The organism is Enterobacter sp. 18A13 (assembly GCF_007035975.1).
Lineage (GTDB): Bacteria > Pseudomonadota > Gammaproteobacteria > Enterobacterales > Enterobacteriaceae > Enterobacter > Enterobacter vonholyi.
In genome coordinates this window covers 3,913,357-3,925,759 of sequence record NZ_AP019634.1, presented here as the reverse complement: position 1 = coordinate 3,925,759, position 12,403 = coordinate 3,913,357, and the positions used below count along the sequence as shown (strand labels likewise).

General features: G+C 51.6%; 16 protein-coding genes and 4 pseudogenes. 4 read left to right on the top strand and 16 right to left on the bottom strand.

The genetic code is table 11. The features are described from left to right. Positions 1-39 precede the first annotated feature (39 nt). From FOY93_RS18915 to FOY93_RS18850, 14 genes and pseudogenes are all read right to left on the bottom strand, one after another. Positions 40-492, bottom strand: a complete 453-nt coding sequence (locus FOY93_RS18915) for a DUF5983 family protein (protein WP_143345536.1) — start codon at positions 490-492, stop codon at positions 40-42. Then, a complete protein-coding gene (locus FOY93_RS18910) occupies positions 489-866 on the bottom strand; it encodes a TA system toxin CbtA family protein (protein WP_123060711.1) in 378 nt (125 codons plus the stop codon). Before FOY93_RS18910 ends, FOY93_RS18915 begins: the two co-directional genes overlap by 4 nt. Positions 867-922: 56 nt before the next feature. Beyond that, positions 923-1,288, bottom strand: coding sequence for a type IV toxin-antitoxin system YeeU family antitoxin (locus tag FOY93_RS18905; RefSeq protein WP_123060710.1), 366 nt, complete (start codon positions 1,286-1,288; stop codon positions 923-925). A 22-nt stretch (positions 1,289-1,310) separates the two neighbouring features. Then, a complete protein-coding gene (locus FOY93_RS18900; RefSeq protein WP_123060709.1) occupies positions 1,311-1,532 on the bottom strand; it encodes a DUF987 domain-containing protein in 222 nt (73 codons plus the stop codon). A 28-nt stretch (positions 1,533-1,560) separates the two neighbouring features. Continuing rightward, positions 1,561-2,025 (bottom strand): RadC family protein, encoded by a 465-nt coding sequence (gene radC, locus FOY93_RS18895; protein WP_123060708.1) that lies wholly within the window; start codon positions 2,023-2,025, stop codon positions 1,561-1,563. A gap of 11 nt (positions 2,026-2,036) precedes the next feature. Continuing rightward, positions 2,037-2,518: pseudogene (locus FOY93_RS18890) on the bottom strand (antirestriction protein). Between the two features lie 16 nt (positions 2,519-2,534). Further along, positions 2,535-2,789 carry a hypothetical protein gene (locus FOY93_RS18885; RefSeq protein ID WP_123060707.1) on the bottom strand — a complete coding sequence of 85 codons (255 nt, stop codon included), beginning with the start codon at positions 2,787-2,789 and terminating at the stop codon, positions 2,535-2,537. Next, positions 2,789-3,607, bottom strand: a complete 819-nt coding sequence (locus tag FOY93_RS18880; protein ID WP_143345534.1) for a DUF932 domain-containing protein — start codon at positions 3,605-3,607, stop codon at positions 2,789-2,791. Before FOY93_RS18880 ends, FOY93_RS18885 begins: the two co-directional genes overlap by 1 nt. 103 nt (positions 3,608-3,710) lie before the next feature. Next, complete coding sequence (locus FOY93_RS18875) at positions 3,711-3,944, bottom strand: DUF905 domain-containing protein (RefSeq protein WP_123060706.1); 234 nt, start codon at positions 3,942-3,944, stop codon at positions 3,711-3,713. Positions 3,945-4,037: 93 nt separating this feature from the next. Further along, positions 4,038-4,874, bottom strand: a complete 837-nt coding sequence (locus FOY93_RS18870; protein WP_123060705.1) for a hypothetical protein — start codon at positions 4,872-4,874, stop codon at positions 4,038-4,040. 302 nt (positions 4,875-5,176) lie between these two features. Further along, positions 5,177-5,404, bottom strand: a complete 228-nt coding sequence (locus tag FOY93_RS18865; protein WP_123060703.1) for a hypothetical protein — start codon at positions 5,402-5,404, stop codon at positions 5,177-5,179. 71 nt (positions 5,405-5,475) lie between these two features. Then, entirely contained in the window at positions 5,476-5,883 is a 408-nt protein-coding gene (locus tag FOY93_RS18860; RefSeq protein ID WP_032233521.1) for a hypothetical protein, read from the bottom strand. 212 nt (positions 5,884-6,095) lie between these two features. After that, a complete protein-coding gene (locus FOY93_RS18855; protein WP_164472290.1) occupies positions 6,096-6,983 on the bottom strand; it encodes a GTPase family protein in 888 nt (295 codons plus the stop codon). Between the two features lie 103 nt (positions 6,984-7,086). Further along, on the bottom strand, positions 7,087-8,043 hold the full coding sequence (locus FOY93_RS18850) for a hypothetical protein (RefSeq protein WP_123060701.1): 957 nt from the start codon (positions 8,041-8,043) through the stop codon (positions 7,087-7,089). A 1,052-nt stretch (positions 8,044-9,095) separates the two neighbouring features. On the opposite strand from FOY93_RS18850, the gene FOY93_RS18845 reads away from it, so the two are divergent. The 3 genes from FOY93_RS18845 to FOY93_RS18835 all read left to right on the top strand — a co-directional run bounded on the left by FOY93_RS18845 (position 9,096) and on the right by FOY93_RS18835 (position 10,498). Next, entirely contained in the window at positions 9,096-9,671 is a 576-nt protein-coding gene (locus FOY93_RS18845) for an inovirus-type Gp2 protein (protein ID WP_123060700.1), read from the top strand. Between the two features lie 100 nt (positions 9,672-9,771). Next, complete coding sequence (locus tag FOY93_RS18840) at positions 9,772-9,978, top strand: helix-turn-helix transcriptional regulator (RefSeq protein WP_057055960.1); 207 nt, start codon at positions 9,772-9,774, stop codon at positions 9,976-9,978. Positions 9,979-10,096: 118 nt separating this feature from the next. Next, complete coding sequence (locus FOY93_RS18835) at positions 10,097-10,498, top strand: putative zinc ribbon protein (protein WP_123060699.1); 402 nt, start codon at positions 10,097-10,099, stop codon at positions 10,496-10,498. A gap of 544 nt (positions 10,499-11,042) precedes the next feature. On the opposite strand, the pseudogene FOY93_RS18825 reads toward FOY93_RS18835, so the two are convergent. Next, positions 11,043-11,575: pseudogene (locus FOY93_RS18825) on the bottom strand (transposase); the annotation flags it as partial. A gap of 91 nt (positions 11,576-11,666) precedes the next feature. Between FOY93_RS18825 and FOY93_RS18820 the strand changes: the two are divergent. Next, positions 11,667-12,242: pseudogene (locus tag FOY93_RS18820) on the top strand (IS5 family transposase); the annotation flags it as partial. A 15-nt stretch (positions 12,243-12,257) separates the two neighbouring features. Here the strand turns inward: FOY93_RS18820 and FOY93_RS18815 are convergent. Next, a pseudogene (locus FOY93_RS18815) lies at positions 12,258-12,382 on the bottom strand (IS1 family transposase); the annotation flags it as partial. Between the last annotated feature and the right edge of the window lie 21 nt (positions 12,383-12,403).

The window sequence follows — 12,403 nt, the reverse complement described above, 5'->3', positions numbered from 1 at the left end:
TTACCAGTCAAAGGTGGGAAAGCCTGGCAGCACTTCGCCTCAGGCATCAAAATGAACAATGCCAATGGCGTAACGACGCATAAGAGTTACCACCAGACGACGACAGGATTTAGACAAACCCAGGCGTTTTAGCCGCAACACCGGAAATGACCACGCCCCCTGGTGGAGCAGATAGCCCGACCCGGTGTACAGGATCCACTCGCTGTCGCCAAAGTCTCCGTTCTGGTGTGAAAGGGTAAACAGCAGAGTGTTATCGGCTACGGTGATATGCGCGGTACTGCACTGGATACCGTTAACGCGGGCTATGGTCGGAAGCGGATCTTCCACGACCAGCTTTCCGGGGGGATCAGCAATACGAAGCGAGTAACCGTTATCACAGACCACATCTATTAGACTGGCCAGTTCAATACCGTCGATATCAATGGCGATCCGGCCCATGTTGAGGGCCAGTACATTGATGCTATCGGCTTCTACTGTGAGGGACAGTTTCATTTCAGCCCTCCGGAAGAGCGTCCACTGATGGCGCAAGTCACCGCTTTATAACCGGTACGTTGCATCAGGCCGATGGCCTTTCTGGCCCGGAGTATATCAATAGCGCTGATGAACGGAGACTGATGCTGAATGGAGAAACCGGGGCGATCAATTCGTACCAGTTCAGATTTTTCAACGAGAAAATTGAGTGCATCTGCCAGTGAAAGCCCGGCGTCAATATGCTGCTGAATGACACCGTCGTTGCCAAACTGTGTGTCGTTAAGCGAAAGGCCGTAATGCCTTTCCAGCAGATACGTAAGAAGTCGCTGCCAGATTTCAACGGGCGTTGGGTGTGATGGTGCCTTCCGAGCCGGAATGGCGGATAAGGTTTGCATAATAAAATGCTCCTGAATAAAGTCGGGTTGAAAAGGGGATGGATTAGAGGGGGAAGTTAGCGGGGGATGCTGTTGCCTGACGTCGGATAAATCGCGATATAAAGGTAACCACAACTGCCCAGTGTATCTGCGTCGAGGGTCAGACCTTTTGCATACAACGTGACGCAATGCTGATTGCGGGGATTGAGTTCACCGGAAACCAGCATTAACTCAAGCTGCTTCATTAGTACCGGAAAGGCCTGGTCGAGATGACGTAAATCCGCGTCGCTGAATGTTCCTTCGATAGTGCTGCGGTCAGCCAGATAATGCAGGTGGTTGCCTTCCTGTACCAGTCGTGCGCCAAAGCATGGCGTGACGGTGGGTTTAAGTCCCCACCAGGGCTCAGAAATATCATGGTTTGCTACAGGTGTTGTGTTCGGCATTTAAGTAATCCTTAACAGTGCGTTAATTCAGGGTAACGCTGCGCAATACGACATACGGGCCATTGCGGTCCTGGCGACGCTCAGCGAATACGGCCAGCACGCCGGCGATGTCCTGTACCTCCCGACCGGCATAGTGGCAGATACTGCCGGACCACTGATACTTCCCGGTACAGAAGCGAAACAGCCGGGACTGCGGATGCTGACGGTATATCGTCATTGCCTGACGTTTACTGATGATTTTCATCGTTATATCTTCCTTACAACCAGCCACGTTAGGCAAAAGACACAATATCCATCCCGCCAACCACCAGGTGGTCCAGCAGGCGAATATCAACCAGCTCCAGTGCTTGTTTCAGGCGCATAGTAATTAACCTGTCGGCCTTACTGGGTTCAGCTTCCCCAGACGGGTGGTTATGGGCCAGCACGGCAGCGGCGGCATTATTTTTCAGTCCGGATTTAACGACCTCACGCGGATGGACGGTGATGCTGTTAATCGCCCCGAGGAACAGCGTGTCGTGGGCCAGCAGGCGATGCTGATTGTCGAGCCAGAGAACCGAGAGTGCTTCTCTTTCCAGTGCCGCGAGCTGCAGGCGCAGCCAGTCGCGGACAGCATGGCTGGAAGTAAATGACGTGCCGGGCTCACGTAGCTGACCCTCCAGCAGGGTTAAGGCTTCCCTGACCGCCTGCTGGTCGGTAGGGGCTAATTCACGGGCAAACAGCGGTAACTGTTGTTCCATAGCATCTGACCTCAGTCGATGATGTGCATGATGGCGCTGCATTCCGCGTGGTTAAACGCGTAGTCCCGCAGGCGATAGTAGTGCTCCGCCATGGCGTCGCATTCGGTGCGCATAGCGTGATGGCTGTAAGTCATCAGACAGACGGCAATTCCGGCGGCTTCGGCACTGAATTCGCCGCCGTTGCCGTTCATGGTGTTAAATAGCGACCACTTCTCATCGGTATCTCCATTTGTTTCCGGGGCCATAAATGCACCGCCGTTACTTAGTATGTAAAAATTCCAGATCCCCCCGCTGTAGTCTGTGCAGAAGCGGTCCATCCAGGCGAAGACAGTTGGCTCAATGATTATCCACTGCGGGATGCAGCCGAAGTGCTACGGCCAGAAGCTGCTCCGCTGCTCATCCTGTACGAGGGTGGCGGTCAGCGCTGGCGAAGAACTGGCAGGTTGTGGCGGTAACGGGAGGGTATCGTTAAAAGGTTAATAATGTCGTTCATGCTGGTTTTTCCTTGTTTATTTATCGGGTTGGGGATGCTGGTTAAGCCGGAGTGACGGGCAGGCCTGCGCATAGCCATCCTCATCACAGCGTGACGGCCAGTGCCCCTCCGGGAGGCTTAAGCTGCACAGGCTGCGTTCACCGGGGCGATAAAGAAGGTGAGAGCACCAGGCGCAGAGATCGTCGTCAGAGATGGAGCGGCTGCAGGGATTGTTCTCCGGAGCGGTCGGATAAAGGGTGGCCTGGCGGGCGTTATCAGGCCGCGGTGGCATCAGCTCAGCGCCTGCTGCAGTTCTTCTGCCATTACCCAGAGCGCCCGGTTGAGCTTCACATCGCCGTCGATACCTTTAACCGCGCGGGTATGGCTGCGTTTGCCTCTGGCAGTACGTCCTGGCAGACCCCCTTTCAGCAGGTTCTCCTGGCAACGATTGAAAACTGACCACAGGTCTTCCTGACGGTCTTCATAGCGTCGGGGCGTCAGTATCTGGGATGCCGTCACCGGCTGATGCTCTTCACCAAAGCGGTACGTCAGCGCGGCTCTGGCAAACGCCTGTTGTGCAGGGGGCGGGAGTAAAAGCGACTCCATAACGCCACGTTTTTCTTCCACCTTGTCAAATATCCCCAGGACTTCATAAGCGCCTTCAATGACTTTCTCCACCACGTTACCCCGGTGCGGAACTCTGATTTCGCCAAACGACTGTCCGCAGACGAGCGAATTCGTGCAGACGCTTCGGAATATTCCCGGAAGTAACTGAAAACTGGATTCGCCACCGTGCGAATTTAGGATGATGATTTCCGGCACCTGCTGACCGTTTATCTGACCGGCGCGACGCAGGCGGAGCATATGCTTTGTGTGCTCCCGACGGTCCGGATCCCGAACGCGTGACTGGCAGGCAAAGAACGGCTTGAATCCTTCGCGCTGCAGGTTCTCCAGCAGGGTGATGGTGGGAATAAACGTGTACTTTTCACTCCTGGAAGCATGTTTGTCCTCTCCGAAGACGCTGGGGACATGCTGCATCAGTTCTTCACGGGTTAATGGACGGTCACGGCGTATCTGGTTTATCCGCCCGAAGCGGCTTGCTAAGCGCATGGTGAGTACCTCTGTAGTTAATGAAATGGCATAAACAAAAAAAACCATGCTCCCCGGAGGGAACATGGCCTGTTGGTATGGCAGCTGTTTGGATTGTGGTGAATCAGTTCTTGGGTATACCGTGGCTGACCAGGTAACGGTTAAGCCATCCCCCGGCGTTGGCTTCAAAATTCCACGCCCGCCAGATCAACAGGTTTTCACTGTCGCGAATAACCAGCCGGAAATGTGTCCCCTGGTCGTCTTCGATAGCAACATTGCGGTAAACCGCCACCACAGCCTCCGCCTGTTCACGGGTGAACGGACCGGGAGGTAACGGTGAGTCGTAAATGTTTTGCATGGTGAGTTCCTTAGCAGGCACAAAAACAAACGCCCTGCTCATTCGAGCGGGGCGTTTGCGGGTTTAATGAGAGTATCAGGAGCAGTACGTGAATCAGTGATTTTCGAGAGCGAGGGTTTTCGCCTTACCACTGATATAGCGGATATTCAGCGTTGTGACGCCCGCCTTGATGGAGGGTTTCAGGTCTGCAATTTCATCGCATCCCATCCCGGTGATTTCCCGGATTTCTGGATTTTCACGGGTTTTGCTGACGACATACCAGTTCCCGGCAGGGCAGGCAATACCGCCGTCCTGCTTCAGCAGGGTGAGGAACGGTGAATCAATAAGCTGAGTATATAATCCGGCCTCGTCAGCACCGTTAATCAGCGTATCTTTCTCTTTACCGCCGCAGTTACGGCAAAAGAGCCTGTCGTCCTGTGAACGCAGAATCTGGGCTGTATAAGCCGGTGCTTCATTATCCAGCGAGAAGGTATTACGTTCTCCGTTCTTCCAGATAACGCTGAGCAGCGTGACGCCATTTTTCTCTGTTACCGATACACTTCTGGCGCTGCTCAGGTTTGAGCGGTCATTATCGAACTGAATGCTGCTGATGGCAGGCGTTGCCGCGAGTTTATCAATGTAGAAAAAATCAGGCGTCTGATTCGCCGCCGCTCCCGGGGCACTGTCAGACATCAGAATGGCATAGCGGCTCGTATCCTGGATTTTGCTGTAGCTGGCGGTCTTTACTTTATATCCCTGGGGGTAATCCGCCAGAAAATAACTGTCCTTTTTCTCCGGCCCGCAAAGGTGGCAGACCATATGCCCTTCGCTGTCGGTTGTCAGACGGGGAAGATTGTCAGCCGGAGCGGCGGCAGCCGGTTGGGTAAACATCAGGTACAGGGACGCTATCACCAGTCCGGTGACGCGGATGATTTTTTGTCTGTTAATCATAAAGTTGTCCGTAAATGTTTATAAAGAATAGCGTTGTCTGGCGGAAAGAGAACCTTCTCATTCCGCCATGCATTCAGCAGCAGCCTGACCGGTGTAAGCAATAAAATCAGGCGAGGTAAAAATTTGGGGGGGATTCCCCCAGTCCTGACCGTAACGCTGAACGAGTTTCTCCCGGGCACAGTCACACAGGGCGGTATCACCCTGTGCGGTGCATTCGCGCATAAAGGCACGTTTTCCCCTGGGCTCATCACAGGCGGTTAACAGCAGGAGGAAGGCAAGAAAAAGCCCTTTGTGTTTCATCATCACGATTTACGCATAAACAAACCGAGGATGAGCAGGAACACGATGATGATTATCCAGATGAGCCCGCCGATAATGCTGCCGAGTGAAGGGAACCAGACTGCGGGCCATACCAGCCCCTGTCCGATGGCATAAGCCAGGCCACGCCATGCCTGAGTCCCCCATACAACCTGATAAATGGCCGTGATAAGAGTCAGCACACAATAAATACTGATAATAAAGCGTTTCATTCATGACTCCATTTGAACAATAAAAAGCGCTGGTGGCGGGAGAGGAAACGGCTGTTGATAAGGGGGCTGATTTAGTCACTGACGGTGAAGGTGCCCTGGTCGGTGAATATCCGGGCCTCCAGGAAATTACACGAGATACCGGTCTGCCAGAGTGGATTTCCGAAACGCCAGGTCAGACTCTCGGCAAACTGCATTTTGCGGGGGGTAAACGTACCTTTATTGGGCCACCATCCTTCCGGGGTGGTCTTCCCGTTATACGTTGTCTTTCCCTGCTTCAGTTGCGGGCATCGCCCCCGGTTAACATCAATTTTGTCTATCTGAATGTTGTCTGTTCTGGCGGTCACGGTGACGTAAACGCAGTCATGGCATTCGTAGCCACTTTTCTCGATATTAACTTTTATAGCGTCCTCATCAGCCGCCTGAGCGGGCATCGCGGCCAGTACAGCAAGGGTGGCGAACGCGATAAGAACAGTTTTCATGACACTTTCTCCGTATGTGACAAATCCTGCGATATATCACATTGATTTTTAATGGATAAATAACATAACCCTATGATTCCCGGTTGATTATGTAATCACGGGATTCATCAGGTACAGCGATGAATTTCGATCGGCTCGATCGACAAAATCGATCGTCATTGAGCACAAAAACTTATCGATACACGTCTTCAGGTTTATCGAAAATGAAGAGGTTAACCGAAGAAAAATCCCCAGAGGGAGCCTGCTGTACGGGCGACGGTGTGGGTCACCGCATGCAGTGCTGTGCGGGCCACCTGCGGCAGCGGTGCGAGGTCAATGATGTTATCAATCACCTCTACCACGGCATCGCCAAAGCTGCTGCTGGCGGTATTGATAACGGTATCAGTGCGATACCGGTTCTGCAGATGAGGCACAAGTGGACTGCGGGCTTGCTTTGGGAGGCGGGTAATCATGGCCTCCACCAGGCGCGACAGCCGGTAACGCCCCCGGACAGAGACTGGCAGAATATCTATTTCTGCTATCTGCAACTGACGTGCCACAGCCTGCTGTTTCTGCGCAATATGCTCCGCCTGTAACGCCGAGGGTTGAGCCGACAACCATCGCCACTGCTCGGCGGGTTCGGTTTTGTCCACCTGGTTGAGTATCCACAGCACTGGCGGTATCGGTCCTCTGAACTGTGCGAACACGTCCTGATAAAATTGCTCTTCCACCGCAAATGCGCGGTCATCGGCCTTGAGTACCCATAGCACCAGATCCATCTCCGACAGCATCCGCTGGTACAGCTCACGGTATTCGCCATCGCGGGTAACACTCTCACCCACACCGGGTAAATCCACGAGCGTCAGGTAATGCTGACCGAAGCGTAGCCTGACACGCTGTGGCTGACGGGTGCAGGCTTCCACCGCATTGACGGCGCAGATTTCGCTGCGGAACAACGCATTGCACAGCGAGGATTTACCGACGCCGGTTTTCCCCATAATGCCAATCACCGGCTCATAGGTGACCAGCCGGTTAAGCTCCTGCAGCAGATGCTGGCGCAGTGCATGTGGGTAACGTCGCAGATGGCGGCGGATAAGGGCGTAGCCCGAGGGATGTTTCATATCGGCCTCTGAATGAAAAAAGACCATCCGGAGGGGATGGCCTGTTAGATAAAAACGGGAGGGAATTCAGTAATGTGATATATAACTGAGAAAAATTAAAATATCAGGATTTATTATACTGCTCGTAAAAACGCTCAATCAATTCATTGACCACATCTTTCCTTGAGGGGAGTCTGAAAATTTTCTGAAGTTCCTTAAGTTTTGGGATGTTTTCATCCCTGATGTCAAAGTGCAGGTCAGAATATCCATCTTTATTTTTCCTGCTTCGCCATGAGGATAACCCACTAGACATTTTTCTCATGAGATTTTCTGTTACAAGATGGCCATTCCTTGCAGCACCATGTAAATAGTCAAAAAATGCCATTATAATATCTTTATATTCAAAGCCTGAAGCCTCACAGAATTCAAGAATGAATGCAGCTTTTCTTTCTGACATTGAGGGGGTTATATCACCCATTCCTTTATCCTTGAGGTAGGTATAACAATATGTTATATCGCTCGGTTCTTTTTTAGCGAGCCAGGGATACGCTTTGTTTGATTTTATCCCCATCCACTTGTCTTCATAATTCCTCATTTCATTCAAAACATCCCTATGCTCCCATGAATACATTTCCTTATCAAGCCATGCAACCGCTGAATAATATGCAGACTTTGAGTGCGTGTTTAATTTGTTATTGTTGATAATGCTATCAATTAAACTGTAGGGAGTATCGCGAATGAGTACATTAAACAAAAACCAGAAGCATGCCCTACGCTCCCCCTTTAACCAGCTGATTTCTTCTTCAGGCATGGCTTTTTCTCGATAGCTATTGATCATTTCGTCAATAGTGTAATCAATATCCCTCCCCCGTAACTCAGATTTATAAAGTGCATTTTGTATGAGGGCTTTGATCTGGTTAATGTCAGCATAATCCATCCCAGAGATATAACGACGAGTCTTATCGTTGCACTGTAAAAAATGGACGTAATACATCAACTCCCGTTCACTGCTCTTCAGGAGTGCTTCAAGTTTAGTCGCTCCGGGAACGGCAACCCGCTTACCATTATCATTAAATGCCATTATATTTGCCTCTCAAAGTGGTGGTCATGGCGTGATTTTGTCGTGATATTACCACAAAAGCTCCCATTTTAGCCCATGATTTAGACGTTTTTTATCCGTGTATTAGCCGTCTGTTTTCCGAAAGATTTTACTGTTTACAGGGTCCTAAACCGCTTTTGGGCGGCCCTTGCTGCTCTGTTGAGCACAATTGTCAACAGGTACCCTCGCCTGGGTTTATGGTGAAATTCCCAATAAACCGGTCTTCTGCAACTGGTTGTGCTTACAGTTAAAGAACAACACAGTGAAGTGAAAATGTTAAAATGAAGGATAAAACGCTTACATCAGTCTGGCGAAGATATTATTCTCACCATGTTCCATCGCGTGTATGTTCATTCCTGAGTGCTTTCATTTTTTACATTCCCCTGTAATTATACGAAGCTTTACCCTTACAGGTTCCGGCACTGGCGTAGCCGTTGTGCCAATATAACTGACCAGAGGTGGAACACCCATCACTCTGCTATCAGAGTGGCGAAAATAAGCTACCCTGAGATACAGATGAGTGAAGGCAGTGAACGACATCCTCGCATAACGCCTGTACGGCAACTTACGTGAATGCACGGTGAAGTTAATCAGGTAAAACCGGATTAACAGTGTTCCCCCAGACGATGTGTATCTGCAGAAATACATCACGACAGCAGACGAGTAACTGGATACTGACTAAACCTCAAAATAAATTCATTTAGGTTATTAGTGTTATTTTATAAAGAAGCGTACTGATACTCCCCATCGGCAACCACATCAACGGGACATCCATCCGCAGAGTTTAGCCGTATACACTCAGTGTGATTAATCTCATCTCCAGTCTGAACCTTATGCACTCATGCTAAACACAGGTCCCGAATAATACCGTGAGGATGACATGAACAAATATCCCCTCACGCTGATAATACGCTGCTGACGGTCCCAGTAACTTTGTTCAGCATGAGCCTGCTCATCCATCCGGTTAAATCCACGCAGTAAAAAATAACACGCTGCTGTAATCCCATGACCACTATTCATCACGGGATAACATCATGCTTCACAATACCAACAGAAATCACCAACCCGATAGTTCTCTACAGAACGTGTTATTCCACCATCAGAGCCAGCTCTTCAACTGCTACTCGAAACTGTTAATGCTGCGGGTGGATTTTGCCTATCGCCAGAATAGTGATTCATTTAACGCCGCTGACTTAAATCAACTGGTCGCCGATATGACCTGGCTGACGGAACAGAGTTCGGCATCATCAGGGCTGGTGGGGTATGCCTGGGTACTGGAATACACAGCAGATCACCGTTACCACGTCCATGCTGCATTTTATCTCAATGGTCAGCGTCACAGGAAGGTCTGGTGCTTCTGGGAAGCCATTCAGTCGCTGTGGGAGGACATCACGGATGGAGAAGGCTATGCGCACCGCTGTGAGCCAAAGGGACATTACCGTGTAAGAGGCGAACGCGTGGTGAGTTTTTCCGACAGCAGAGGGCGGGAGGGTATGGCTTTTATCCTGAGCTACCTCGGTAAGCAGTCCCAGCGTACAAAGCGGCGGATTTACAGAGTCAGCGCTGTCCCGGCCCCGGCAGTCAGCGGCAGGCGGCGTAAGTACAGCTAACCCGCCGATAAAAAAATACGCCATTACCTCATCGTTTGAAGAAGTCTGCACCATTCGCATCCCTGACTTCTTCTCCCTTATCACCAACGGAGAAAAAACGATGACCACAGATTACAGCGTTCTTAAAGACCAACTGGTAACGATGGCGTTTATCACCCAGCTTACTGGCTTAACCGACAAATGGTTTTATAAGCTCATACAGGACGGTGAGTTCCCGAAGCCCATTAAGCTGGGCAGAAGCTCCCGCTGGCTTGAAAGCGAAGTGGAAGCCTGGCTACAGCAACGCATCGCGCAGTCCCGTCAGTAATCTATCGAACGCAATCACATCTCACACCTGATTTAGAGCCACCGGTCGTATGACCTGCACTGATGCCCTCTCCGGGACGGAACACTGCTGCCTGTCGTATGGCAAAGGACCCATTAATATGACGATTGACGCCAAATCTTTTATCGCGCTTGACGGCATTCAGCGCCTCACGGGCGCGGTCACTGCACAGCTTCACCCTTACGACCGCTACACCTGCCACCTCTGCGGCAGCGCTCTGGTATTCCACCCTGGATGGGGTACTAACCGCCCGTGGTTTGAACACACATGGGAAAACCTGACCGAGAACGGTCGTCACCATTGCCCGTACGTACACCCTGAGCCGATAGAAGCGCGGCGCATACGCATGCTGCGCCGTTACGTCCCAGATGTCCTACCGATAGTGAGGAAGGCCGACTGGCACTGTTCGGAGTGCCAAAGTGATTACCACGGCGAACGGTACTGCCTGAATTGCCGTACCGGTGAGCACAGTACCGAAGTTATCCGCAGCGAGGTGGTATGATATGCGTACCACAGCGAGCCGCGTTTCTCCACGCGGAATGGTTTTCGTGCACCAGTGTATCTGCACTGGAGTACGGTCATGATGCAGTTCAAACCAGTTGAACACGCCATCACTGACGACGGAGAATGGGTAACCGTTCAGGACGTCCCATACAGCTACGTCGGGCGCCTGCTGTGTGATTCCTGCCATACTGAGGTGATTATTCAGGAGGTTGCTCCGGGTAAGGAGATATTTGTTCATGCACGCCGCAACCGTATAGAGAGGCTTAAAAATCAGGGCTGCCAGTACGCGATAAGACCACCACGGCGAGCTACACCGGTAAGGCCTGCTGGCAGACGAGAGCGGAATACGGCTTTCCAGGGGCCGCTGCACACACGAACCCGAAACTGGCGATGTACCCGATGTGAATATACTTACTTTGGCAGCAAGAAATGCTCACGCTGTAACGACTGGATCTATACGGTGGCGCGATAAAGGTGGTGCCGGGGCTTGAGAATACAGGCGCCCGCAACACTGGATGCCTCCTCACGTGTTCTGGTCGAGTTACCCGACGATAACCATAGGTGGGCAGATCGCCGATAACGGTATGGATACGGGCCAGCGCGTCAGTATCATCAGGTTTGCGCTTGCACCGACGATCCTGCCAGTCCTTCGACCGACGGGCCATGGCATGCAGTTGCGAACGTGAGACCCGGAGGCAACGACTGACAAGGCTTATTCGCCATCCTCCGGCAACAAGGGCACGTGCGCTATCCACTTTTTTGTCGGCCATATTCAACGGCTTCTCTTAGCAGCTCGTTTTCCATGGTTTTCTTGCCCAACAGGCGCTGCAGCTCTTTAATTTGCTTCATTGCAGATGCCAGCTCCGACGCGGGCACAACCTGTTCTCCTGCGGCAACGGCTTTGAGGCTGCCTTCCTGATAGTGCTTACGCCACAGGAACAGCTGACAGGCAGCAACGCCATGCTGACGGGCGACCAGCGACACGGTCATTCCGGGCTCAAAACTCTGCTGAACAATGGCGATTTTCCTGAACACTTCGCCGTCTGCGCTTCTCTGGACCTAAAGCATCAATCATCCGGACTCCAACGACTAGTCTAAAAACTAGTATTAAGACTATCACTAACTTAAGTGATTCCCACTGTCTGGAGATTCATGGGGCCAGTCTATGGCGCGATGCCGGAGTCTTCGAGCGCTTCTGGCAGAACGGTTTGCTTGCCTGCGGGCATCTGGACAGCATTGACTGGTCCTGGCTGTCAATGGACGGCTGTATGACCAAATCGCCGCTGTCAGGAACAAAAAACATGCCGCAACCCCACTGAGAGAGGGAAACAAGGCGTAAAGCGCGGGCTTCTGACGGACGCCAGCGGGTTTCCTCTGTCTCTGGTTGTCGCAGCAGCGAACACGCACGACATGAACCTGGTTGCGGATACGCTCGATGCGCTTCAGGCGGGTCGTCCGGGGCAAAAACTCAGACTCTGCCTGGACAAAGGTTACGATGCTGGCTGGCTGAAAACATATCTACAGGGCCGCCGCTACGAACCGCATATCCAGTCCCGTAAAGAAGAGTCATATGCCAGTAAAAACAAGGACTTCAAAGCCCATCGCTGGGTTGTCGAAAGAACTTATAGCTGGATGAATCGTTTTCGCCGTGTCCTGACCCGATGGGAAAAGAAGACAGAAAATTACGAGGCCATGTTGAATTTTTTGCCTGTGGTCTTATCGTCTGGAATAAAGTCCTATTGAGAGAGGCTTTAAGCGTAAGTGAGCTGAAACACGTGGTGGGAGTCACGGTAGCGAAATTTGCCATGGCCTTTAAGTTTTGACCATGGCTGTAAACCTGAGCGGACTGACAACGGGGACAATGAACGTTAACGCTGGCCATGAGAGAACCTTAAAAGCCCAC